Source organism: Micromonospora sp. CPCC 205558, assembly GCF_036902955.1.
Classification (GTDB): domain Bacteria; phylum Actinomycetota; class Actinomycetes; order Mycobacteriales; family Micromonosporaceae; genus Micromonospora.
Genome location: NZ_JBAKHR010000027.1, coordinates 59,273 through 81,878, shown reverse-complemented (window position 1 = coordinate 81,878; position 22,606 = coordinate 59,273). Strand labels below are relative to the sequence as shown.

General features: G+C 71.9%; 21 protein-coding genes. 12 read left to right on the top strand and 9 right to left on the bottom strand.

Features of this window, described 5'->3' with window-relative positions; all coding sequences use genetic code 11:
* Positions 1-21: 21 nt before the first annotated feature.
* A complete protein-coding gene (gene rph / locus V6U86_RS26160) occupies positions 22-2,652 on the bottom strand; it encodes a rifamycin-inactivating phosphotransferase (protein ID WP_334507586.1) in 2,631 nt (876 codons plus the stop codon).
* 138 nt (positions 2,653-2,790) lie between these two features.
* Positions 2,791-3,477: a DUF4396 domain-containing protein gene (locus V6U86_RS26155; protein WP_334507584.1), complete on the bottom strand. Its 687-nt coding sequence runs from the start codon at positions 3,475-3,477 to the stop codon at positions 2,791-2,793.
* Positions 3,478-3,747: 270 nt separating this feature from the next.
* On the opposite strand from V6U86_RS26155, the gene V6U86_RS26150 reads away from it, so the two are divergent.
* Positions 3,748-4,224 (top strand): hypothetical protein, encoded by a 477-nt coding sequence (locus V6U86_RS26150; RefSeq protein WP_334507582.1) that lies wholly within the window; start codon positions 3,748-3,750, stop codon positions 4,222-4,224.
* 46 nt (positions 4,225-4,270) lie between these two features.
* Here V6U86_RS26150 and V6U86_RS26145 read toward each other — a convergent pair whose 3' ends face one another.
* The gene (locus V6U86_RS26145; protein WP_334507580.1) at positions 4,271-5,290 is read right to left on the bottom strand and encodes an NAD(P)H-binding protein; all 1,020 of its coding nucleotides are present in this window, start codon (positions 5,288-5,290) and stop codon (positions 4,271-4,273) included.
* A 94-nt stretch (positions 5,291-5,384) separates the two neighbouring features.
* Here V6U86_RS26145 and V6U86_RS26140 point away from each other — a divergent pair, with 94 nt between their 5' ends.
* Positions 5,385-6,326 carry a helix-turn-helix domain-containing protein gene (locus V6U86_RS26140; protein WP_334507578.1) on the top strand — a complete coding sequence of 314 codons (942 nt, stop codon included), beginning with the start codon at positions 5,385-5,387 and terminating at the stop codon, positions 6,324-6,326.
* Positions 6,327-6,329: 3 nt separating this feature from the next.
* Here the strand turns inward: V6U86_RS26140 and V6U86_RS26135 are convergent, their stop codons facing one another.
* The 3 genes from V6U86_RS26135 to V6U86_RS26125 form a co-directional block, all read right to left on the bottom strand.
* Positions 6,330-8,381, bottom strand: coding sequence for an amylo-alpha-1,6-glucosidase (locus tag V6U86_RS26135; protein WP_334507576.1), 2,052 nt, complete (start codon positions 8,379-8,381; stop codon positions 6,330-6,332).
* A 3-nt stretch (positions 8,382-8,384) separates the two neighbouring features.
* A complete protein-coding gene (locus V6U86_RS26130; protein WP_334507574.1) occupies positions 8,385-8,747 on the bottom strand; it encodes an SCP2 sterol-binding domain-containing protein in 363 nt (120 codons plus the stop codon).
* A gap of 102 nt (positions 8,748-8,849) precedes the next feature.
* Positions 8,850-9,860: a carboxypeptidase regulatory-like domain-containing protein gene (locus V6U86_RS26125; RefSeq protein ID WP_334507572.1), complete on the bottom strand. Its 1,011-nt coding sequence runs from the start codon at positions 9,858-9,860 to the stop codon at positions 8,850-8,852.
* A gap of 237 nt (positions 9,861-10,097) precedes the next feature.
* Here V6U86_RS26125 and V6U86_RS26120 point away from each other — a divergent pair, with 237 nt between their 5' ends.
* From V6U86_RS26120 to V6U86_RS26100, 5 genes are all read left to right on the top strand, one after another.
* The gene (locus tag V6U86_RS26120) at positions 10,098-11,048 is read left to right on the top strand and encodes an SRPBCC family protein (protein WP_334507570.1); all 951 of its coding nucleotides are present in this window, start codon (positions 10,098-10,100) and stop codon (positions 11,046-11,048) included.
* 27 nt (positions 11,049-11,075) lie between these two features.
* A complete protein-coding gene (locus tag V6U86_RS26115) occupies positions 11,076-12,248 on the top strand; it encodes a zinc-dependent alcohol dehydrogenase (RefSeq protein ID WP_334507568.1) in 1,173 nt (390 codons plus the stop codon).
* 250 nt (positions 12,249-12,498) lie between these two features.
* Complete coding sequence (locus tag V6U86_RS26110; RefSeq protein WP_334507566.1) at positions 12,499-12,741, top strand: hypothetical protein; 243 nt, start codon at positions 12,499-12,501, stop codon at positions 12,739-12,741.
* 9 nt (positions 12,742-12,750) lie between these two features.
* Positions 12,751-13,323 (top strand): GNAT family N-acetyltransferase, encoded by a 573-nt coding sequence (locus V6U86_RS26105; protein ID WP_334507563.1) that lies wholly within the window; start codon positions 12,751-12,753, stop codon positions 13,321-13,323.
* Positions 13,324-13,439: 116 nt separating this feature from the next.
* Positions 13,440-13,826 carry a DUF2267 domain-containing protein gene (locus V6U86_RS26100; protein ID WP_334507560.1) on the top strand — a complete coding sequence of 129 codons (387 nt, stop codon included), beginning with the start codon at positions 13,440-13,442 and terminating at the stop codon, positions 13,824-13,826.
* 30 nt (positions 13,827-13,856) lie between these two features.
* Here V6U86_RS26100 and V6U86_RS26095 read toward each other — a convergent pair whose 3' ends face one another.
* Entirely contained in the window at positions 13,857-15,335 is a 1,479-nt protein-coding gene (locus V6U86_RS26095; protein WP_334507558.1) for a glutamate--cysteine ligase, read from the bottom strand.
* Positions 15,336-15,488: 153 nt separating this feature from the next.
* Here V6U86_RS26095 and V6U86_RS26090 point away from each other — a divergent pair, with 153 nt between their 5' ends.
* Positions 15,489-15,827, top strand: a complete 339-nt coding sequence (locus V6U86_RS26090; protein WP_334507635.1) for a DUF3817 domain-containing protein — start codon at positions 15,489-15,491, stop codon at positions 15,825-15,827.
* Positions 15,828-15,879: 52 nt separating this feature from the next.
* Here V6U86_RS26090 and V6U86_RS26085 read toward each other — a convergent pair whose 3' ends face one another.
* On the bottom strand, positions 15,880-16,428 hold the full coding sequence (locus V6U86_RS26085) for a hypothetical protein (protein ID WP_334507632.1): 549 nt from the start codon (positions 16,426-16,428) through the stop codon (positions 15,880-15,882).
* Between the two features lie 142 nt (positions 16,429-16,570).
* Here V6U86_RS26085 and V6U86_RS26080 point away from each other — a divergent pair, with 142 nt between their 5' ends.
* The 3 genes from V6U86_RS26080 to V6U86_RS26070 are packed head-to-tail and all read left to right on the top strand — an operon-like array spanning position 16,571 to position 20,580.
* On the top strand, positions 16,571-17,695 hold the full coding sequence (locus V6U86_RS26080) for a baeRF2 domain-containing protein (RefSeq protein ID WP_334507556.1): 1,125 nt from the start codon (positions 16,571-16,573) through the stop codon (positions 17,693-17,695).
* Positions 17,688-19,442, top strand: a complete 1,755-nt coding sequence (locus tag V6U86_RS26075) for a thiamine pyrophosphate-binding protein (protein ID WP_334507554.1) — start codon at positions 17,688-17,690, stop codon at positions 19,440-19,442. The genes V6U86_RS26080 and V6U86_RS26075 overlap by 8 nt, the downstream gene beginning before the upstream one ends.
* Positions 19,443-19,491: 49 nt before the next feature.
* On the top strand, positions 19,492-20,580 hold the full coding sequence (locus tag V6U86_RS26070; RefSeq protein ID WP_334507552.1) for an iron-containing redox enzyme family protein: 1,089 nt from the start codon (positions 19,492-19,494) through the stop codon (positions 20,578-20,580).
* Positions 20,581-20,616: 36 nt separating this feature from the next.
* On the opposite strand, the gene V6U86_RS26065 is transcribed toward V6U86_RS26070, so the two are convergent.
* The gene (locus V6U86_RS26065; RefSeq protein WP_334507550.1) at positions 20,617-20,847 is read right to left on the bottom strand and encodes a CDGSH iron-sulfur domain-containing protein; all 231 of its coding nucleotides are present in this window, start codon (positions 20,845-20,847) and stop codon (positions 20,617-20,619) included.
* A 147-nt stretch (positions 20,848-20,994) separates the two neighbouring features.
* Between V6U86_RS26065 and V6U86_RS26060 the strand changes: the two genes are divergently transcribed.
* Complete coding sequence (locus tag V6U86_RS26060) at positions 20,995-22,437, top strand: hypothetical protein (protein ID WP_334507547.1); 1,443 nt, start codon at positions 20,995-20,997, stop codon at positions 22,435-22,437.
* Positions 22,438-22,606: the final 169 nt, after the last annotated feature.

The window sequence follows — 22,606 nt, the reverse complement described above, 5'->3', positions numbered from 1 at the left end:
TTCCTCCTCCAGTGCCGTCGGTCAGGGCAGGATCTCGACGTACCCGTCGCTGCCGTGCACGCGGATGCGTTGCCCATCTTGGATCAGCCGGGTGGCGTCGAGCACGCTGACGACCGCCGGCAAACCGTACTCCCGGGCAATCACCGCGCCGTGGGTCATCGCCCCGCCGACCTCCGTCACCAGGCCGGCGATGCCGACGAACAGAGGCGTCCAGCTCGGGTCGGTGTGGGCGGTGACGAGGATGTCACCGGCTTCGAGATCGGCCTGTGCGATGTCCAGGATGACGCGGGCGCGTCCGTCGACCGTTCCGGCGGACACCGGCACACCGACCAGCGCGCCAGCCGGCACGTCGTCGCGCCGGTACGCCCCGGTGATGGCTTCCCCGTCCGAGGTCAGCACCCGGGGTGGTGTGAGCGCCTGGTGCCACCGGAACGCGTCCCTGCGCTGCCGGATCAGCTCGTGGTCCACCTGGTGTGAGCGCGCCACCTCGTGGAACTCCTCGAACGTGAGGTAGAAGACGTCGTCGGTCTCGGCGAGCACGCCGGCACGCACCAGGCGTTCGGCCTCTGCCAGCAGGGCGTGCTTGTAGACGAAGTAGCGGCTGATGATGCCGTACTTCGGGTACTCCCGATAGCCGACGAAGGTCCGTACCCGGTCGATCATCCGCTCGGTTTCCTCGGCCTTGCGCTGCCCGTCCGGCAGGGCCCGCAGGCGCGACAGCACCTCCTGCGCCTTGTGCTGCGCCTGCTGCCGTCCCTGCGCGAAGCGTCGCCGGGCCGCGCCCGGCTCGAAGAGCCGGACGTTGTCGAGGATCACGGGTACGAGGGTGCTGGGGCGTTCGCTCCACCGTGGCCTGGTGATGTCGATCTCGCCGACGCACCGCATGCCGTACCGGTCGAGGTATCCCTCGATGGCGGCGCGCGCCTCCGTCCCGCCCGGCAGTGCCGGCAACCCGTCGAGGAAGCCGTCGTCCTCGACGCCCTCCAGGAATGCCACCACCTCCGGATACGGACGGATCACGTCGGCGACGTCGAGTAGCGCCAACCCCATCTCCGCCGTGATGTTGCCGGGGGCGGAGAGGGTGAGGGTGTCCGCGGCGTTGCGCTCGCCCAGCCACTCGTGCAGCCGGTCGTTGAGCCACCAGGTGGCCTCCATGCCAGCCATGATCGCCTGCATGCTCAGCGGGTCACTGACGGCCCGTTTGTGCTCCTGGAAGGCCGCCAGCAGGAAGTCGAACAACGCCGGGCCGGTCACCGTCGCGATGTCGCGCCGCAGGGCGGCGATGGACGCCTCGCTGCGCGCGATCAACTCGGTCACGATGGCCGGGTCGTTCTCGATCGGGGCGGGCGCACCGCCGGTTGTCGGCGTGCCGGGACCGCCGCCGTTCGGCAGCGTCGGGATGAAGTCCCGGCCGTCGAGGAGGCTCTCCAGCGCGTCCTTCGTCAGCGGATCCGTCCGGCCCGCCATCTCCAGGAAGCTGGCGCGGCTCGCGGGTGCGGCCAGCAACCGGGTGGCGTCGACGAACAACCTCCCGCCGGCCTCCCGCATCGACGCGATGGCGGTCAATGTCCACATCGACAGCCCCAGCGGCCTCATGGCGTCGGTCATCATCTGCTGGTGGCCGACCGACAGGTAGACGTGGTTCTCCTGGTCAGCCGCTGCGGGAATGGGGAAGAGCGTGGTGATCGGTCGGCTCTGCACGATGTGGAAGTCGTCGTCGACCAGGCACCATTCGATGTCCTGCGGGCGGCCGAAGTGCGCCTCGATCCGTCGCCCGAGCCGCACCAGCCGGATGACCTGTGCGTGCGTCAGCGCCGGCTGGTCCTGCCGCTGCGCGTCGATCGCCACCTCCCGCGTCCCGCCGCCCGGCAGGGCAGCGACGGCACGCTGTTTGGCGGCGACCTCCCCGGTGACTACCTCGCCGTCGCGCACCGTGAAGACGTCCGGGTTCACCAGGCCGGAGACCAGGGCCTCGCCGAGGCCGAAGCTGGCATCCACGGTCGCGACCTTCCGGTTGCCCGTGACCGGGTCGGCCGTGAACAGGATGCCGGAGGCATCCGGAAAAACCATCTGCTGTACGACGACAGCCATCTGGGCCGTGCGGTGGTCGATGCTGTTGCGCAGGCGGTAGCTGACGGCCCGCTCGGTGAACAGCGACGCCCAGCATTGGCTTACATGCCGCAGGATCGCCTGCGACCCCACGACGTTCAGGTAGGTGTCCTGCTGGCCCGCGAAGGAGGCCGTGGGCGTGTCCTCGGCCGTCGCGCTGGAGCGCACGGCGTAGGCGGCCTGCTCCCCGAAGCAGGCGAGCGCGCCGGTGATCGCGGCGGCCAGGTCGGCCGGAATCGCGGTCTCCTCGATGCTGCGGCGGATCTCCGCGCTGAGGGTGCCGATCGCCTCCCGGTCATCCGGGCTCAGCCGCGACAGCCGGTCGAGCCGATCGTCGATCGACGGCACCCGCGCCATGACCCGCCGGAAGGCGGCCGTCGTCAGGCAGAACCCGGGCGGCACCCGGACCCCGTCGATTCGGGTCAGGTCGCCCAGGTGCGCGGCCTTGCCGCCGACGCTTGGCACCTGCGACCCGTCGACCTCCCGAAGATCCCACAACAGCTCCCGGTCGCTGTGGCCCTCGTCCACCGACAACACACCCACGTCGCGCCCCCGTTACCTCGTTTGTGCTGGTCCGGCCGCTGATTCTGCGCCCGGACCCGGGCCTTGCGGCAAGCCCCCGGGTGCGATATACGTTAGAAGCGGCAGGGAGTGGATCTCCCCGTTCATCCGCTGGCGACATCAGCGCTGCGCGCCCCTCAGTCCTCGGCCGATTTGCCAGGCGGCGACGGGCGCGGCCGCGACGAAGCCGGCGACAAGCCCGATCTGGCCAGCAAACCAGAACGTGGGGCTGTCGGGCCCTAGGGGTGGCCCCGGAAAGACCATGTCATGCGCGAGCGTCAGCCACACGAACAGCACCACCTCGAACACGGTGATGGTCAGCAGTTCGACCTTGACGACGGTCGCCAGTGCCGGCCCGATCCGTGCGACGCCGCGACGAGGCCCGTCGAAGACCCGAAAGAGAACAGCGATCGCCACCGCCATCAGATAGTCGCCGGCGTAAGCGACCCAGAGCGCGTGGTGGGCCGCGTCGAAGCCGACGACGTACAGGGCGACCTCGGCGACGACGAAACCGAGGGCGCAGTGCGAGCCGCAACGGCACAGCTGGGTGACGATGTGGCTCTTGCGGGGTCGTCGAGGCCGACCCTCCGGCCGCCGTCGCGAGAGGGCCTCGGGTCTACCCCAGCGCCAGTAGAGGCGGACGGCCGCCGGACCGACGTAGAGGACGGTCACCAACCAGACGATCTCCATGACCTTGACCGGCTGACGGTGCCCGCGCAGATAGGTGTCAGCGAAAACGATCGTGAAGCTGACGACGCCGACCGCGAGTGAGGCCCAGGAGAGTGCCACGAGCCAGGTTGGCTGCATCCCTGTCCCTTCCACGCGCCGGGCACCGGTGCTTGTCACGGCCGAACGTGGAGGGGGGCTCGGACTGGTGTCGACGGCCGAGGGCGCCCACAGTCTTTCATGCCGTACTCGGACGCACCGGCAGATCGGCGCTCCGGCCGGCCGCCGCGGTCGAGGTGGCCCAGGATCGGGTGACGGCCTCGCAGGTGGGCGAGTCGCCGAACAAATTGATCATCGTGTGGAGTTCGGCTATCGTCCGCCTCCGTGAAATCTTCCCGTTTTGCTTCCGCCATGTTGATCGTTGCCGTTTCGACGGCCCTCGCCGCCTGTGGCGACAGCGACAAGGCGACGACCGCCGGCTCCGCCACGCCCGCTCCCACGTCCGCAGCCCCGTCAGCGGTGGCCACCTCCGCCGCCGCCACGCCCTCCTCACCCGCGGCGGGCGCCGCGAGCGACAAGGAGCTCTGCGAGGCGGTGAAGAAGGCCAGCACCGAGATGAAGGCGGAACTGGTGAAGGTCGCCACGGCTGGCGAGCCGTCGGCCGAGGACTTCAAGAAGATCCTGACCGAGCTGGAGAAGAGGGTGACCACCGCCGCCGCGACCGGTGATGGCAAGGTCGCGGCCGCCCTGCGGACGTTCGGTGCCGAGGCGGCCAAGGCCGCAAGCTCGGCGGACCCGGCGACCGCCGCCGACAACCCGGCCTTCGAGAAGGCCGGCGAGGACATCACCACCGCGTGCAAGGCGGCCGGCATCAACGTGGTTGTCTGACCTCGTGGCGCACCCGAGTCGGGTGTGACGACAGTGGCCCCCTCGCTCAGGCGAGGGGGCCATGGGTGACGGAGATGGCCGGCGACAGCGCGCGCAGGAAGTCGGGAGCGTCAAACATCTCGCCCGCGGAGGCGACGCCGCTCGTCCTCGTCCGACCATCGAGGATGCGTCCGACCGCCTCCACGGCCAGGGGAGCGCTGACGGCGTAGATGTCCCGACCACTGGCCACGACTCGGCGGTGCGTGTCGCCGCGACGCACGACAACGTCGACAGTGAACGTCTGCGCCGACCGGCCCCGCTCGTCGACGGCGACCGGCGCTGCCGCAGCGGCGGCCAGGTCGGTGGCGGCGTCGACGCTCATGTACGTGCGTACCTCGGGGATGTCCAGGTGCCGGGGGATCGTGACGACATCGGCCATGGTGAACTCGCCGAGGACGCTGCGGCGGCCCAGCGGCGCGGGGAAGTCCCAGTCCACTCTCGGCAGCTCCCGGTCACCGGTGTGGTACTCCAGCCGGCCGCCGGTGTAGCGGACCCGGCGGCCATCACGACGCTCGCGGGAGACGGCGCCCGCGGCGACCGTCCCGGCCGTCGGGTGCCAGCTGCTCAGTCCGTACGCGACGTGTGCCTCGTCGGCCGACGTCCAGTCGCCCATGGCCGTCGTCGCGAGCAGGTCGCCGAGCCCACCGAAGAAGGCCATCGCCGGGACCACCGCGACACCTGTCAATCGGGCGCGGCCGGTGAACTGCGTGAACGTGTCGACGTTGGCCTCGATCTCGGCCGCCACGTCGACGTACGGGATCCGGGCGCGCAGCGCGGCCTCGATCACGCCGGCGGCGGTCGACGCGAACGGGCCGGCGCAGTTGATGACCGCGTCCACGCCGCTCAGCGCCGCGTCGAGTGAGGCCGGATCGTCGACCGACGCCACCCGGTAGGGGAGTGCCAAGGCCTCCAGCTTGTGCGGGTCACGGCCCACCGGCAGCGCACCGAACCCGCGCTCGCACAACTCCGTCACCACGAACCGTCCGGTGTGCCCGTACGCCCCGAATACCGCCACGCTCTGGCCCATCACTGCCCCCTCGGAAGATCGACTGGGACCAGCCTCCCGTAGCGGTCGACGACCGACCAGTGTCGGGAACGCCAACCCCCGTACAGTTTCGGACATGGCTCTTGTCGCGATCGCCGCCACCGACGGAATGCTGCACTTCGAGCTGGCCCTGACCTGCGAAGTCTTCGCCCGCGACCCCTCCGGCCTGGCCGACCCCTGGTACGACCTGGTGGTCTGCGGCCCCGGCCCGGCCCGGGTCGGCCGATTCCTGCTGGAACCCGACGACGGGTTGGACCGCCTCGCCCGCGCCGACACCGTGATCGTCCCGTCGATTGAGGACGTCGACGCGGACGTACCCCCCGACCTGCTCGACGCGGTCCGCGCGGCGCACCGGGCGGGCGCCCGGATGGTCTCGCTGTGCACCGGGGCGTTCGTGCTGGCCGCCGCCGGGGTGCTCGACGGGCTGCGGGCCACCACCCACTGGGCCCACACCGAGGTGTTGGCCGCCCGCTACCCCCGGGTACGGGTCGACCCGGACGTGCTCTACGTCGACAACGGCACCGTGCTCGCCTCCGCCGGCAAGGCCGCCGCGATCGACCTGTGCCTGCACCTGATCCGCCGCGACCACGGCTCGACAGTCGCCAACGCCGTCGCCCGCCGCCTGGTCGTGCCACCGCACCGCGCCGGCGGTCAGGCCCAGTACGTCACCACCCCGGTGCCGGCCCGCGACGACCACCCGCTCGCCGCACTGTTCCCCTGGGCGCTGGCCCGCCTGGACCGGCCGCTGACCGTCGAGGACCTGGCCCGGCAGGCGAACATGAGCTCACGCAACCTGGCCCGCCACTTCCGGTCGGCCACCGGCACCACCCCACTGCTGTGGCTGTCGACGCAGCGGATCCGCCGTGCGCAGGAGCTGTTGGAGAACACCGACGACAGCATCGACGCCATCGCCGAGGCGGCCGGCATGGGCACCGCCGCGACGCTGCGCCGACACTTCCACCGCACCGTCGGCGTGCCGCCGGATGCCTACCGGCGCACGTTCCGCGCCATCCGGTGATCGTCAGCGCTGGTCGGGGCGTTGCCGGGCGAACGCGTCGCGCATGCCCCACCGGCCGGGGATGTCCAGCAGCGCGATCCGCCCGAAGGTGGTGGGCAGCGCCGGATCGACGGCCAGGTGGTCCTCGTGCGGGTTGATACCGAGCATGGTGCGGATCAGCAGCATGGTGGCGCCGCTGGACCACGCCTGTGGACTGCCGGCGGTCGGGTACCGGATCGGAAACCGAGTGGTCTCGCGGTCGAACCCGCCGAACGCCTCGGGTAGCCGACCCTCGAAGTAGGTGGCGGCCGAGAGAATGCCCTCGGCGATGCGGGCCGCCTCGTTGGCGAACCCGTAACGGCGCAGACCCCAGGCGATGAACGAGTTGTCGAACGGCCAGACTGTGCCGTTGTGGTAGCCGAGCGGGTTGTAGCGGCGCTGCCCCTCGGCGAACGTCCGCACCCCCCAGCCGGAGAAGAGCTCCGGACCCATCAGGTGCTCGACCACCCGGGGAGCCCGCTCCGGCGGCACGATGCCGCTCCACAAAAGGTGCCCGATGTTGGACGACAGGCTGTCCACGGGTGTGCCGTCGTGGTCGAGCGCGAGAGCGTAGAAACCGCGGTCCTCAAGCCAGAAGTCCCGGTTGAACCGGTCGTACAACGCCGCCGCCTCGCTCTCCAGCTGCTCGGCGTAGGCACTGTCACCCCAGACGGTACGGGCCAGGCGAGCGCCTCGGATCTTGGCGTCGTAGGCGTACCCCTGGGTTTCGCAGGTGGCCCTCGGGAAGCCCGGCAGCCGGCCGTCGGCGTAGGAGATGCTGTCCCAGGAGTCCTTCCAGCACTGGTTGTCCAGACCGGTGGCCTGGTTGCGTCGCTGGTACCACACGTAGCCGGTCGAGGTCAGGTCCGCGTACCTGTCGATCCAGGCCAGCGCCGCGCGAGCCTCCTGCTCCAACTCCAGCACCAGCGCGGTGTCGCCGCTCCACCGCTCGTACTCGTCGAGCAGCACCACGAACAGCGGCGAGGCGTCCACAGTGCCGTAATAGGGGGAGTGCGGCTGCTCCTCGAACGCGGCCGACTCCCCGTAACGCAGCTCGTGCAGGATCCGGCCCGGGTCCTCCTCCAGCACGTCGTCGATCCGGACGCCCTGCAGCGACGCGAGGATCCGCAGTGTCGGTGGGGTCAGCGACGGAGTGACCGGCAGGGTTTGCAAGCAGGTCAACAGGCTGTCGCGGCCGAAGAGGGTCATGAACCAGGGCAACCCCGCCGCGGGCACGCTCGCGCCGCCGAGCGAGAGCGGGGCGAAGCGCAGCGCCGCCAGATCCACCAGGCTGCGGTGGTAGACCTGCTGCAGGCTGACGCTATCGGTGTCCAGGGTCGGGGCCGCCGCGACCCAGTCCCGCACGCTCGTGGGCAGGGTGGAGTCGTCCGGCCGTTGGGCGCGCAGGGCGGCGCGCAGGTCGACGCCGTCCGGACGCAGCGCCAGCATGACGGCCTGCAACCGGGTCGACCACTGCTGCCCCGGGCGCAGCCGGACCGCGAACCGAAGGCCGCCCGGGTCGAACGTGGCGGGCTCACTCGCCGACACGACGACCTCACGTCGGTAGGTGCCCCGCCGGTAGCCCAGGCGCAACTCGTCCGAGCCGACGTGGGTGTAGTAGGCGCCGGCCTTGTCGCCGACGTCGAACTTGATTTCGAAGATGTCGGCGAAGTCCGCCTCCACCTCCAGCCGCACGTCGAGGGTCATGTCCCGCTCGCCGTAGTTGAAGATCGTGACCGACTCGGTGAGGTCCGGGCCGATGCGCCTGCGCCGAATGGCCGACACGTCGGCCTCCACGTAGTCCACCGCCCGGCCCGGCACCGCGAAGAACGTGACCTCGAAGTACTGACTGTCGTCCACCGACAGCGCGGTCATGCACTCGCCGTCGACGGTGAGCCTCCAGCGGGACAGGAAGCGCGTGTCGGCGGCGAAGAGGCCGACCGGCGTGCTCGGGGACGACTCGACGTCCCCGCTGGCGTCGGACACCATGAAGGTGTTCCCGTCGATGCACGCCGTGGTGCCCACGATGTCCCTCATCGATCACGCCCCACTGTCGGGATCGTTGCGCTGAGGCGGCCCGGACTCTCGCGGAAACAGCCGCCCGATGCGCAACGCCAGAGCGAGATCACCGTCGACCATGATCTCGCCCCGGGCGATCGCCGCCAGCCCATTCACCTCACCCCGCGCCATCGCGTCCGCGAACTGCGCGGACACCTTGACCACCGTGGTGGCGGGACCATCGCCTCTGGCCACCCGCAGCTGGCCATGATCGATGTCCAGCCGCCACTGCTCCAGGTGGCCGCCGTCGCGGATGTCGAATCGCACGCTCCCACAGACCTTGCTGAACCGCGGATCCGGGCCGGCGACCGCCAACCGCTCGAAGAAGGCGCTGGCCTCCGACATCCCACCTCCTCGGGCGCTGGTAAGAGCGGATGCCGGCTACCCGATCCGGGCAACTCCTAACGCCGGGCGGCGCCCCCGTTTCGAGGGCGACGAGCAGCCGGGTCAGCCGAGGTTGAAATCCACCACGACCGGCGCCCGCCGGACCCGCACGGGAGTCGCGGCGTCGAAGCCGGCGGCGTCGCGGTGCCAGACCGGCGGGGCGTACGCGCAGTCGCAGCGCAGCTTCACCCGCTGCCCGGGGAGCAGGCGCAGGACGTAACCGCTGCCCACGTCCGCCACGCCGGCCAGGTCCCCGGTAGCCGCGTCGAACGCGATCACCTGGGCGTAGGTGAGCAGCTCGTCGACCACCACCGCACCACTGAGCGGAGTCCCGGAGGGCAGCGCCTGATTCAGGGTCGCCGTCTGCTGGGCGCGGACCCGCACCGGCCGCGCCTGCTGCCGGCTGCCCACCCCACCCGACCAGACGGTCGCCAGACCGGCTGCGGCGAACTGCACCGGCCAGTGGTACGGGCCGAGGCCGGTGATCGTGTAGCGCCCTTCCTCGTCGGTCATCGGGCCGTGGTCGTCGTTCTTCGGGTCCGTTACGTAGGGCACGACCATGACCCGCGCGCGCGGCACCGGCGCGCCGGTCGCCGCGTCGGTCACCACCCCGACGACGGCGCCCGCCGGGTCGAGTCGGACGGTCGGCGCACTGGCCACCGCACCGGGGCGGACCTGGACCACGTGCGCCCGCTCGCGCTCACCGGTGCCGCCGTGCCGGCCGACCCACTGCCAGCCGTACCCCGGCGGGTAGATGGCGTTGACCAGCAGCCGGTACCCGCCGGGGGCGACCTCGCTGGTCACCAGAACGCCCTGGTCGTCGGAGCAACCCCCACCCCGGCCGAGCTGGTCCTCACCGAGGGTGACCGCGGCCAGGGCCTCGGCGTCCACCGGGACGAGCGCGGCGCAGACCCGGGGGACCGGTGCGCCGGTCGCCGCGTCCCGCACCACGGTGCGGACGGCGCCGGAGGACACCGATCCGGGGGTACGCGCGGCGGCCGGCGCGGCGGCATCGACGACGAGCAGGGCGACGGCGATGGTCGCGGTGAGGTGGCGCAGGAGTGTGCGGCTCACGGGCGTGGTCCCTCCGGTGTCGTGGCGGTGGTGACCAGACGCTAACGGTCAGTAGATGATCCAAATCGGTCAATGTCGTGTTCCTGACTGCGGAGGACCGACAACCCGCTCGTGCCGCGCGAATACCGCGTTATGCCCGAAAGTGACGCATAGGCCACGGGTACCGCATAGCGTCACGGGGCGGAACCACCGCCGCCCCGCCGCACCGACGGCGACGCCCACCGGAAGGGACCGGACATGAGTCGTGTCGACACTGTGCTCCTGCCGGAGCTGGACGGGCCGGTGCCGGCGACGCTGCCGGGTGCGCTCGGCCTGCTGAGCCTGGCCCTGGGGGTGGGCGCGCTCGTCGCCCCCGGCCCCGTCGCGCGACTCACCGGCGTGGACGACTCCCCGGCCGCGCGGTCCGTGCTCTCCGCCATCGGCCTGCGGGAGCTGGGCAGCGCCGCCGGCCTGCTCAGCGGCCGCCGCCCGTCCGGCTGGGCCTGGAGCCGGGTCGCCGGCGACGCGATGGACCTCACCCTGCTCGGGCGGGCCCTCGCCGACCGCAGCGGTGAACGCCGCCACCGGGTAGCGCTGACCACCCTCGCCATCGCCGGCATCACCGCCGTCGACCTGCTCGCCGCCGTACGCGTCGGCCGGGCTCGACGGGCCCGCGCCCGGGTGATCCGAATGGAGATCGCGGTGACGGTGAACCGATCGCCCGCCGAGGCGTACCGGTTCTGGCGCGACATGGAGAACCTGCCCCGGTTCATGGCGCACCTGGAGTCCGTACGCGCCGACGACCTGCGCCGTTCGCACTGGATCGCCCGTGGTCCAGCCGGGCGTCGCGTCGAATGGGACGCCGAGATCATCGACGACCAGCCGAACAAGTCGATCACCTGGCGGTCGCTGCCCGGCAGCGGCGTACCCAACGCCGGCCGGGTCCGGTTCGTGCCCGGACCCGGCGACCGGGGCACCGAGGTGCGGGTGGAACTGCGTTACGCGCCGCCAGCCGGCGCGCTCGGTCGGGCGGTGGCGAAGCTCTTCGGCGAGGAACCCGAGCAGCAGGTCCGCGACGACCTGCGCCGGTTCAAGCAGGTGCTGGAGACCGGCGAGGTCGTCCGCTCCGAGGGCAGCCCCAACGGCATCTCCGTACGCCAACAGGCCATGCAGCGTCCCGCCCAGCCGCTGCCGGCGTCCCGTCGCTGATCGTCCGAGCTCCGAAAGGGACCGAGAATGAAGGCCACCGCCTGGATGGGCGCCGACAGCGTCAAGGTCATCGACGTACCCGACCCGAAGATCATGAACGCCCGGGACGCGATCGTCCGGATCAGCACCACTGCGATCTGCGGCTCCGACCTGCACCTCTACCACGGCTACATCCCCGCGATGCGCAAGGGCGACATCCTCGGCCACGAGTTCATGGGCGAGGTGGTGGAGGTGGGCCCGCAGGTCCGCAACCTCGCCCCCGGCGACCGGGTGGTGGTGCCCTTCCCGATCGCCTGCGGGCACTGCTCGTCCTGCCAGCGCGGCCTCTACTCGGTCTGCGAGAACTCCAACCCCAACGCCGGCATCGCCGAGAAGATCATGGGGCACTCGCCGGCCGGCATCTTCGGCTACTCCCACCTGCTCGGCGGGTACGCCGGTGGTCAGGCCGAGTATGCCCGGGTGCCGTTCGCCGACGTCGGCCCGATCAAGGTGCCCGACGAGATCAGTGACGACCAGGCGGTCATGCTGGCCGACGTGTTCCCCACCGGCTACATGGGCGCCGAGATGTGCGACATCAAACCCGGGCAGGTGATCGCCATCTGGGGCGCCGGGCCGGTCGGGCTGCTCGCCGCGGCCAGCGCCCGGCTGCTCGGCGCGGAACGGGTGATCGTCATCGACCGGTACCCGTACCGGCTGCGGCTGGCCGAGGAGCACATCGACGCCGAGACGATCAACTATTCCGAGGTCGACGTGCTGGACACGCTCAACGAGATGACCGCCGGCCGGGGTCCTGACGCGTGCATCGACGCGGTGGGCCTGGAGAGCCACCACGGCAACACCGCCATGTACGCGTACGACCGGGCCAAGCAGGCCGCGCGGGTCGAGACGGAACGGCCGTTCGCGCTGCGGCAGGCGATCCTGGCCTGCCGCTCAGGCGGGGTGGTCTCGGTCGTCGGCGCGTACGGCGGTTTCGTCGACAAGTTCCCGATGGGCGCGTTCATGAACCGGTCGCTGGTCATGCGCACGGGTCAGTGCCACGTCCAGCGCTACACCCGACCGCTGCTGGAACGCATCCAGCGCGGCGAGATCGACCCGAGCTTCATCGTCAGCCACCGGATGCCGCTGCGCGACGCCCCGAAGGGCTACAAGATCTTCCAAAAGAAGCAGGACGACTGCACGAAGGTGCTGCTCAAGGTCTGACTGGCGGCCAGGGCTGACTGGCGGCCGGGTCTGCCTGACTGGCGGCCGGGTCTGCCTGACTGGCGGCCAGGGCTGCCGGCGGGGAGTGCCTTGCGCGTTGCCTTTGGAGCTGATGTCGTAAACGATTCGGCCCGGCTGGTTTGGGGTGCCCCCCCCTGCCGGGGAGTCGAGCGGCCGGATCCGTGATGTCGTAACGGTCCGGCCGGGTGATGTCGCAGACGATTCAGCTCCAAAGGACCCGACCACCACGTTGGCCGCCACCGCGGCCACCACGTTGGCCGCCACCGCGGCCACCACGTTGGCCGCCACCGCGGCCACCACGTTGGCCGCCACCGCGGCCACCACGTTGGCCGCCACCGCGGCCACCACGTTGGCCGCCACCGCGGCCACCACGTTGGCCGCCACCGCGGCCACCGCGTTGGCCGCCACCGCGGCCACCACCGCGGGCACACGGCGCAAACGCGGGGCGCGCCTCCCAACGTCCGGCAGCTAGCGTGTCGCCATGGACAGTGGTGGCAGGTCGCTGCCGGCCTCGGCCGACCTTACTATCCGCCTGCGGCCGGTTGCCGAGCCCGACCTGGCGATGTTCCGACGGTTACGCACCGAGCCGGGCCTGATCGGTTTGGACTGGGCCGGCTTCACGGACGCCGGCGCGCCGGCGCGGCGGTTCGCCGTCGACGGCTACCTCGGCGAGGACGACGGTCGGCTCATCGTCGAGGTCGAACAGGAACGGGCCGCCGCTGGCATCGTCAGCTACAGCGCGGGGCGCTACGCCGGTCGGGCGTCGTACTGGTCGATCGGCATCGTCCTGCTGCCACCGTGGCGGGGGCGGGGCATCGGCTGGCGCGCGCAGGCGCTGCTCTGCGACTACCTCTTCCAGCACACCCCGGCGCAGCGCATCCAGGCCGGCACCCACCCGGAGAACGTGGCCGAGCAGCGGTCGCTGGAAAAGGCCGGCTTTCGGCTCGAAGGCGTCATCCGGGCCAGCGAGTTCCGGGCCGGTCAGTGGCGCGACGGGTACCTCTACAGCCGGCTGCGCGACGACCCGCCGCCCCCGCGGGGCCTGACCGTTTGATGGCGGAGCGTCCGGTTCGGTGGGCCACCCCGTTTGTGACCGGAGACCCGGGGAACTCGCCCCGTTCGTCCGCCGGCAGGCCGCACGGCCCGTCGAGGAGACGGAAGGAGCAGGGCATGGAGTACGACCAGATGATCGCCACGGTACGACAGCGCGCGGGTCTCGGGGAGAACGAGGCCGTGCGGTCCGTGCAGGCCGTCCTGTCGGTGCTCGGTGAACGGCTCGCCGGCCAGGAGGCCGACAACCTGGCAGCGCAGCTACCGGATCGGCTGGACGCGTCCGTCACCCGCAATCCACAGGGTCGCCGGTGGGACGTCGGTGAGTTTCTCAAGCACGTCGGCGACCGGGAGCAGGTCGCGAACGCGGACCAGGTGCGGGAACATGCCCAGGCGGTGCTGCGTACTGTCGCCGAGGCGCTCAACGACGACGAGCGGCACGACCTGCTCGCCCAGCTGCCCGGCGGCATCATCGACCTCTTCGGAGTGCCCACCCCGCGCGGCTGAGCCCCGCGCCGATCGGGCCACCCGGGGCGTTCACGGGATCGGCCACTCGTGCACCGGCCGGTTGCTGTGCATCAGGTCCACGTAGTGCCGGACCACCTCGCGCAGCGCCGCCGGCCGGTCCAGGTGGTCGGCGGTCTCCAGCCGGTGCAGCGTCTCCACCTGCCAGGTCGCGCCGTTACGGCCGGTCAGGCAGCGCTGCTCGATGATGCCGAGCAGTCGGTCCCGCTCGGCCGCGTCGAGACCCCACCGGTCCAGGCCGTGATGCGCCATCGGCAGCAACCGGCGCAACACCAACTCGGTGACCGGCAGGTAGCCCAGACCGGGCCAGAAGACCTGCGCGTCGATGCCGTGCCGGGCGCAGCTGGTGAAGTTCTCCTCGGCGGCGCTGAACGACATCTGCGACCACAGTGGCCGGTCCGATTCGGCGAGGGCGCGAACCAGTCCGAAGTAGAAGGCGCCGTTGGCGATGGTGTCCAGCACGGTCGGGCCGGCGGGCAGCACCCGATTTTCCACCCGCAGGTGCGGTCGGCCACGCGAGACGTCGTACACCGGGCGGTTCCACCGGTAGACGGTGCCGTTGTGCAGGCGCAACTCGGCCAGGTTGGGCACCTCGCCGGCCGCGAGCGCCTGCGCCGGGTCCTCCGGGTCGCAGACCGGCAGCAGCGCCGGGAAGTAGCGCACGTTCTCCTCGAACAGGTCGAACACGCTGGTGATCCAGCGTTCGCCGAACCAGACGCGGGGGCGTACCCCCTGGGCCTTTATCTCTTCCGACCGGGTGTCGGTGGCCTGCTGGAACAGCGGAATGCGGGTCTCGCGCCACAACTCCCGGCCGAAGAACAGCGGCGAGTTCGCGCCGACCGCGACCTGGATGCCCGCCACCGCCTGGGCGGCGTTCCAGTAGTCGGCGAACTGCGACGGGCTGACCTGGAGATGGAACTGGGTGCTGGTGCAGGCCGCCTCCGGGGTGATCGTGTCGGCGGTGACCGCCAAGCGTTCCACCCCGCTGATGGCGATCGGCAGATCCTCGCCGCGGGCCGCGAAGATCTGCTCGTTGAGCAGCTTGTAGCGGGGGTTGGCCGACAGCGTCTCGGCGGTCAGGTGCTCGGGGCGCAGCGTCGGCAGGATGCCGATCATGACCATGTGGGCGCCGACCGCCCGGGCCTTCACCTCGGCGGCGTTGAGGCTCGCCCGCACGTACTCCTCGAACTCGGCCGTGCCGGAGCCGGTCAGCCGGCGCGGCGGCACGTTGATCTCGACGTTGAACTGGCCCAGCTCGGTCTGGAAGCTCTCATCGGCGATGGCCGCCAACACGTCGGCGTTGCGCATCGCCGGATTCGACGCCTCGTCGACCAGATTCAGCTCGATCTCCACGCCGGTCATCGGCCGGTCGAGGTCGAAACGGGACTCGCGCAGCATCTCCGCGAAAACATCCAGGCAGCGGCGGACCTTCTCGCGATAGCGGGCCCGATCCTCTCGACTGAAGGTTCGCACGCCGACGTCCTCGCCCATGGTCACCACCCCGTCACCGCTGGTCCCCCTAACCTCGCACGTGATCGGCGGGTGAGGGAAGACCCGATGGTCCTTTCCTACCCAGCGCCCCGCCCCGCCACCCCGGCCAGACCGCACCGATAGCATTGCGGGCCGAGAGGTGGTGGCGTGCGAATGCGCGAGAAGGTGACCCGGCTGTTCGTCGCGGCGGCGATCGCCGAGGCCTGCTCCTGGCTGGCCCTGCTGGTCGGCATGCTGGTCAAGTACGGCCCGCCGGACAACGAACTGGGCGTCAAGATCTTCGGGCCGATCCATGGCGGCCTGTTCGTCGCGTACGTCCTGCTGGTGCTGGCCGTCGCCCGGCTGCACCGGTGGAGTCTGCTGGCCACGGCGGTGGCCCTGGTCAGCGCGGTGCCACCGTTCGCCACCCTGGCCTTCGAGCGGTGGGCCCGCCGCCGGGGAATGCTCGGCGTCGACCAGCAACCGGCTCGCGAGCCCGCCCCGGTCGGCTGAGGCGCGAGCCCGCCAGGGCCGGCCGTCCGGCCCTGATCGGGCCGCGACGGGGTCAGGTGAGCGCCGAGCAGGCCGCGATGCCGGCCAGCAGCAGCGCGCCCAGGAACGCCTGCAACAGCAGCGGTGGCCCGAGGTGCGACCAGAGCGTCGCGGTACGCGGGGTCAGCAACTGCCCGGTGGTGAGGTTGACGATCCGCTCGATCCGGGGCGGCAACTCCGGATCGCGTTGCTGGCGCAGGGTGAGCTGCACCTGATCCGCCGGGTGCAGGGCGCTCTGCGGCAGGTGGCCGTGCAGCTCCACCTCGCAGAGCTGACCGGCGGTGTTACGGAGCCGCACCGGGGTGACCAGGTATTCAGGGCCCTGCTTCAGCTCCTTCCAGCGACGCCGGGTGCCACCACCGCCGAAGGAGAAGAGCGAGCGCAACAGTAGGGCGGGCAACCGGGCGAAGGCCGCCGCGGCGAGCACCGCCACCAGCACCGGCTGACCGACGCGTACCTCGCGGGTGTAGCCGTCGAGCAGGCGGATCAGCCGCCCTGTGACGATTCGTTCCGTCGGGTGCACGATCCGTCGGGTATCGAGTCCGCTGTCCATCTCCACCACCGAGAGTCCGCTTGTGTTCACAGATCGTATCGACGTCTCCGGTTGAACGACGTGAATGAAACCTGGTCACGGGCTCACGGCCGCGAGGTGACATCCCCGGCGACCCGGGTAAGCGGGGGGCCGAGCTGGAAAGGGGTCGAGCATGCAGCTGTCCTTCCTGCGCCCGCTCTACGACCGTCCCGGGCCGTGGTGCTCGGTGTATCTGGACGCCTCCGCGGACACGGAGGACGCCCACCCCGCCTTGGATCTGCGCTGGCGTGCCCTGGAACGCAGCCTGGCCGAACAGGGGGCGGACGAGGCGAGCATCGCCGCGCTGGACCGGGTGATCCGAGGCCATGATCCGATGGTCGGGGACTACGGCCTGGCGGTCTTCGCCAGTCACGGCCGGGTGGTGCTCTCCGAGTACCTCTCCGCGCCGCCACTGCGCGATCTGGCTAGCTACAGCCCGCTGCCGCACGTGATGCCGCTGCTCGCCCAGCGCGGCGAACAGGTGGCCTGGGTACGGGTGGTCGCCGACCGGGTCGGTGCCGATGCGATGGCGGTCAGCGCCGGCGGGGTGCCCCGGCGGGCCCACGTCGCCGGCCGCGACGAGTACCCGCTGCGGCGGGCGAAGCCCGGCGGCTGGTCCCAGTCGCGCTACCAGCGGGCGGCCATGGAGGCGTGGCACCAGAATGCCGGCGACGTCACCGCGGCGACGGTGCAGCTGGCCGACCGGGTCGGCGCGGACGTGGTGGTGGTCGCCGGTGACGTCCGGGCCACCGGAATGATCGCCGCCCAGATGCCGGAGCGCTGGCAGGACCTGGTGGTCCGTACCGACGCCGGGTCCCGGGGCGGCGGGGCCGACCAGACGATGCTGGACGACCTCACCGTGCAGACCATCGCGGAGGTCGCCGACCAGCGGATCACCGCCGCGCTGGACAAGTTCGGCGTGCAGGAGGACGTGGGCGGCGGCCTCGACGCGGTCGTCTCGGCCCTGCAACGCAACCAGGTCGACATGATGCTCATCGTGGACGACCCGTCGGCCAACGGCGAGCTGTGGATCGGCCCGGAACCCACCGAGATCGCCGTCGACCCGGGGCAGCTGGCCGCCATGTCGGTGGCCGACCCGCAGCGGGTACGCGCCGACGCGGCGCTGGTCCGGGCGCTCTGCGGCACCGACGCGGCACTGACCGTGCTCGGCGCCGACGAGGCGCCCGACCTGACCGACGGCGTGGGCGCGGTACTGCGCTACGTCGACCCCAGCACACCGGGGCGGGGCAATGGTTGACCGCTCGGTGGCGGACGTCGTGGTGGAGCGACTCCTGGCCTGGCGGGTGCCCCGCGCCTTCGGGTACCCCGGTGAGGCGATCGCTCCACTGGTCGACGCGCTGGACCACACCGGCGGCGAGCCGGCGTTCATCCCGGCCCGGCACGAGGAGACCGCCTCGTTCATGGCCACCGGGCACGCCAAGTTCACCGGCGGCATCGGGGTCTGCCTCGCCACCCAGGGGCCCAGCGCCGTCCAACTGCTCAACGGTCTCTACGACGCCAAGCTGGACAGCAAGCCGGTCGTGGCGATCGTCGGGGAGGACATCTCCGGGCCGCTCGGCGGCGCGCACCAGGAGATCGGGCTGAGCCGGCTCTTCGGGGACGTGTGCAACCAGTTCGTCCGGTACGGCCGCAGCCCCGAGGACGTGGGGGCGTTGCTGGACCAGGCGTTCCGGACGGCGGCGGCGACCCGCAGCCCGACCTGCGTGGTGCTGCCCCGGCAGTTGCAGGAGGCCCTGGTACCCGACCTGCAGACGTACGCCGCCGGGGTGATCACCGCGACCCCCGGCGAGCCGTTGGCCCGGGTCCTGCCGCACGACGCGGACCTGGACGCCGCCGCGCAACTGCTCAGCGGCGGCCAACGGACCGCGATCCTGGTGGGCCAGGGTGGTCGGGACGCGGCCGCCGAGATCATCGAGATCGCCGACCGGCTCGGCGCCGGGGTGGCCACCTCTCTGCTGGGCAAGCCGGTGCTCGACGAGCGGCTGCCATTTCACACCGGCGTGCTCGGCGAGGTCGGCACCCCGGCGGCGGCCGAGCTGATGGGTGGCTGCGACACCCTGCTGATGGTCGGCACCAACGACCCGTGGACCGACTACTTCCCGATGCCGGAGCAGGCGCGCACGGTGCAGATCGACATCGACGGCCGCCGGATCGGCACCCGCTACCCGGCCGACGTGCCGCTGGTCGGTGACGCCGCCGAGACCCTGCGGGCGCTGCTGAGCCGGGTGCGCGGTCGACCCGAGCAGCAGTGGCGCGCCACGGTGGAGAGTTCGGTGGACCGGTGGCGGGAGGTCGCCGCCGAGCGGGTCGCCGCCGCCGCGGACCCGGTCAACCCGCAGCTCGTCCTGCAGGAGTTGTCCGCCCGGATGCCCGGCACCGGCGCGGTCGCGGTCGACGTCGGCTCGGTCCTCTACTGGTACGCCCGGCACCTCACCCTGCCACCCGGGGTCAACGCGCAGCTGTGCGGCACGCTCGGCTCGATGGGCTGCGCGCTGCCGTACGCGGTGGCGGCCAAGCTCGCCGCCCCGGACCAACCGGTGGTCGCGCTGGTGGGTGACGGGGCGATGCAGCTCAACGGGCTCGCCGAACTGATCACCGTGTCGCACCTCTGGCAGCGGTGGCGCGACCCCCGGCTGGTGGTGCTGGTGCTCAACAACCGGGACCAGAACGGTATGGGTGGCGGGCGAGAGCCGTCGTCCGACCCGACGCATCGCCGTCCCGACGTGCCGTACGCGGGCTGGGCCCGCCTGCTGGGGCTGCACGGGGTGCGGGTGGATCGCCCGGAGCTGGTCGGCGCGGCCTGGGACGAGGCCCTCGCCGCGGACCGCCCCTGCGTACTGGAGGCGGTCGTCGACCCGGCGGTGTCGCTGGCGCCGCCGGAGCCCGCGTTCGCCGACCTGCGGAGCCTGTACGCCGAGGGCGCTCCGGCCCGGAAGGTCCGCGAGCAGGTGGAGGTCACCGTGAGCGCCGAAGATCTCGTTTAGCCGTAGCCGGCCAGGGCATCAGTAGCGGCCCGACGACGCTGGAGGTCCCATGTCCGAGCCCGCCGACCGCCGCTACGGTCCCGCGACCCTGCCGAGGTCGCGCGGCCCGCTCTCCGCGGCGGTGGTCGAGGCGCTGCGACGTCCGCCGTACGACCTGCCGGCCGATCTCGGCATCGACCTCGACCCGGCGGACCCGATCGTCGACGAGGACCTTCAGCTGACGCTGTTCCTCTGCTACGAGCTGCACTACCGGGGTTGGCTCGGGGTGGACGAGTCGTGGGAGTGGCAGCCGAGCCTGCTGGCGCTGCGCGCCCGCTGCGAACGGATCTTCGAGGCGGCATTGCGCAGACTGGTCGGGGTGCCGTCGGTGCCCGCCGCCGGGGTGCCAGCCGGCCTGGCCGAACTGGTGGCGGCCGACGACGGACCAGCACTGGCCGCGTGGCTGCAACGGCGCGCCGACCTCGCACAGTTCCGCGAGTTCGTCGCCCACCGTTCCGTCTACCACCTGCGTGAGGCGGACCCGCACAGCTGGGCGCTGCCCCGCCTCGGCGGTCCGGCCAAGGCCGCGCTCGTGGAGATCCAGACCGACGAGTACGGCAACGGGCGGCTGGACCGGATGCACGCCGAGTTGTTCCGGCGCACCCTCGACCGGCTGGGCGTGGACACCAGTTACGGCGCCCACGTCGAGGTGGCGCCGGCGGTCACGTTGGCGACCAACAATCTGATGTCGCTGTTCGGGCTGCACCGACGGCTGCGTGGCGCGCTGCTCGGACACCTGGCCGCGTTCGAGATGACCTCCTCACTGCCCAATCGCCGCTACGGCAACGGGCTGCGCCGGCTCGGCTTCGACGAGGTGGCTACCCGCTTCTTCGACGAGCACGTCGAGGCCGACGCGGTGCACGAGCAGATCGCCGCGCACGACATGTGCGGTGGTCTGGTCGGCGTCGAGCCGGCCCTCGCCTGCGACGTGCTCTTCGGCGCGGCGGCCGCGCTCGCCGTGGACCGGTTGTTCGCCGCGCACCTGTTGGACAGCTGGGCCGCCGGCCGTAGCTCGCTGCGCGCGCCGGCCCCGCCGGCCCCGCCACCGACGGTTCCGCTCGTCGTGCTGCCCGCGGTGGCCCCGCCCGCGCTCGTCTGATCCGGACCGCTCTCGCTGCGTGACGGCGACGTGGGGTCAGCCCTCGCGGGCGGTGCCCGCGCGGAAGTCGACCACCTTGTGGGTGCCGTCGCAGAACGGCTTGAGCGCCGACTTGCCGCACCGGCACAGCGCCACCGTGCCCCTGCGCGCGTCGATGCGCTCGCCGTTCGGGGTGACCAGCGCGAAATCGCCACGGACCAGCAGCGGTCCGTCCTCGTACGGGGTGATCGTGGCGGCGGCTGGCTCGCTGGTGTCGTCGGTGCGCATGGCCCCGGAAGTGCCCCTCCTGGCCCCGCCGAAACCCCGAGCCGCCCGAACGGCAGTGATGACCGGGGCACCCCGCTGACCAGCGGAATGTGCCGCCGGGTGGGTGATGCCCCGTTTGAACCCCATCGGGACGGGAAGCCCGGCCGCGTGGTGAGCGAAAGAGGCAAGGTGGGGCCGGTGCACAAGGTGCACAAGGGGCTCACGGCTGATGGCGCCGGTCTCGCCGGCGACCGGGTCGTGGCCGTGGGCAGTTCCGCCCGGGTGCTGGTCGCCGCCACCGCCCGGGCGCTGCGGGGGGTCGACTGCGCCGACCTCGGGCACACCGGGCCGACGTCACGGTTCCCCGGCGCCCCCGAGCCGGTGCGCCGGGCGGCCGCCACCCGCGCCGCCGGTCGGGTCGCGCTGACCGTGGCCCAGGTCGACGAGGTCGACGCCGCCCGGGTGGCCCGCTGGTTCGTCGACCAGTACCCCCGGCGGCGCTACCCCGGGGTGCTGATCGGCTCTCCGCACGGCGCGGCGGCCCACCTCGCGGTGGCTCTCGGCGTGCCGTGGCTGCCGGCGGGCTTCGAGATGACCGTGCACTGGTCCGAGGGCGGGGTGGACCGCCCGGCGGACGCCGTGGAGCACGGTGCGGCCCTCGCCAGCCGGTTGCTCGCCGGCAACGCCGACCTGCACCTGCGCCAGGTGCACTGCCCGGCCAGCCGTGGCGCGCTGACCGGGGCGACGGTCTCGCTGACCGCCGCGTGGCGGGCCCTACCGGCCGCGTACGCGCAGTTCCTGGCCGACCGGCTGATGCCCGGTGCGCCCGTCCTGCTGGTCCGCGACGCGCGTACCTGGCCGGTGCTGGAGCGCGGGCCGGGGCACAGCTTCCAGGTCGGCTGCCCAAGTAGCGGGCTGGACCCGGTGGACTTCCACCGGGACAGCCACGCCTTGCGGCAGGTGCTGCGCTCCGTCGGCGGCGACGCGACCCGGTGGGAGCCACCGGAGGTGTCCGTACCGTCGGCTGACGCCGAGCACGGCGTCGACTCGGGCTTCGAACTGGCCACGCGGGACTGGTCCGCCCAGCACCAGCACCCGCTGCATCGGGTGTTGGTGCCCCGGCCGGCGGCGCTGAGCGCGGGCGTGGCCGACCTGTACCGGCGGTGGCTGCGCCGCGCCGGCAAGACCGGTGACCGGTTGGTGGTGGAATGCGGCCGACTGCTCGACCCGTGGCAGGTGATGCGGGCGGGGCTGGTGCCGTACTGGTGCGAGAACGCCACCCGCCGCAGCGTCGACGAGGCCGAGTGGTGGCTGGCCGGCAGCGAGGCGTTCAGCTCGGTGGACGTGTTGCCCGAGCCGCCCGGGGTGCGTTCGCCCGCGCTGGCCGGGTTGCCGCAGTGGCTGGCCGTCGCCGGGTTCGGTCGGCGGCGTCGGGCGCTGGACCGCACCACCGCCCGGGGTTACCCGGTCACCTCGGTGCCCACCCGCCGGGCCACGGAGGTGCTGCGCGCCCAGCCGTACGACCTGCCCGTGCCGCCCCCACTGGGGGTCGCCGAGGCGTTGGCCGTGCTCCGCGACAGCGGCGGCCACCAGGGGTTGTTGGTCTCCTGAGACGGAGCACGCCGAAACATCCTCGCGAACCCGGGGTCCCGTGATTGAGTACCTACGGAGCGGGAACATCGCTGGCTGCGACGGACTAATTGCGCTGCGTAGATGCGGTGTCGCCCGCTGGCATCCCAGTCACTGACCCACTTTCCGGCCCGGTGCGTGGCTCGACCAC

What these genes read in the sequence shown, in the direction of transcription:
- V6U86_RS26155 (WP_334507584.1), bottom strand. Translation starts at nt 3,477, where the DNA reads ATGCAGCCAACCTGGCTCGTGGCACTCTCCTGGGCCTCACTCGCGGTC.
- V6U86_RS26150 (WP_334507582.1), top strand. Translation starts at nt 3,748, where the DNA reads ATGTTGATCGTTGCCGTTTCGACGGCCCTCGCCGCCTGTGGCGACAGC.
- V6U86_RS26145 (WP_334507580.1), bottom strand. Translation starts at nt 5,290, where the DNA reads ATGGGCCAGAGCGTGGCGGTATTCGGGGCGTACGGGCACACCGGACGG.
- V6U86_RS26140 (WP_334507578.1), top strand. Translation starts at nt 5,385, where the DNA reads ATGGCTCTTGTCGCGATCGCCGCCACCGACGGAATGCTGCACTTCGAG.
- V6U86_RS26135 (WP_334507576.1), bottom strand. Translation starts at nt 8,381, where the DNA reads ATGAGGGACATCGTGGGCACCACGGCGTGCATCGACGGGAACACCTTC.
- V6U86_RS26130 (WP_334507574.1), bottom strand. Translation starts at nt 8,747, where the DNA reads ATGTCGGAGGCCAGCGCCTTCTTCGAGCGGTTGGCGGTCGCCGGCCCG.
- V6U86_RS26120 (WP_334507570.1), top strand. Translation starts at nt 10,098, where the DNA reads ATGAGTCGTGTCGACACTGTGCTCCTGCCGGAGCTGGACGGGCCGGTG.
- V6U86_RS26115 (WP_334507568.1), top strand. Translation starts at nt 11,076, where the DNA reads ATGAAGGCCACCGCCTGGATGGGCGCCGACAGCGTCAAGGTCATCGAC.
- V6U86_RS26105 (WP_334507563.1), top strand. Translation starts at nt 12,751, where the DNA reads ATGGACAGTGGTGGCAGGTCGCTGCCGGCCTCGGCCGACCTTACTATC.
- V6U86_RS26100 (WP_334507560.1), top strand. Translation starts at nt 13,440, where the DNA reads ATGGAGTACGACCAGATGATCGCCACGGTACGACAGCGCGCGGGTCTC.
- V6U86_RS26095 (WP_334507558.1), bottom strand. Translation starts at nt 15,335, where the DNA reads ATGGGCGAGGACGTCGGCGTGCGAACCTTCAGTCGAGAGGATCGGGCC.
- V6U86_RS26090 (WP_334507635.1), top strand. Translation starts at nt 15,489, where the DNA reads ATGCGCGAGAAGGTGACCCGGCTGTTCGTCGCGGCGGCGATCGCCGAG.
- V6U86_RS26080 (WP_334507556.1), top strand. Translation starts at nt 16,571, where the DNA reads ATGCAGCTGTCCTTCCTGCGCCCGCTCTACGACCGTCCCGGGCCGTGG.
- V6U86_RS26075 (WP_334507554.1), top strand. Translation starts at nt 17,688, where the DNA reads ATGGTTGACCGCTCGGTGGCGGACGTCGTGGTGGAGCGACTCCTGGCC.
- V6U86_RS26070 (WP_334507552.1), top strand. Translation starts at nt 19,492, where the DNA reads ATGTCCGAGCCCGCCGACCGCCGCTACGGTCCCGCGACCCTGCCGAGG.
- V6U86_RS26065 (WP_334507550.1), bottom strand. Translation starts at nt 20,847, where the DNA reads ATGCGCACCGACGACACCAGCGAGCCAGCCGCCGCCACGATCACCCCG.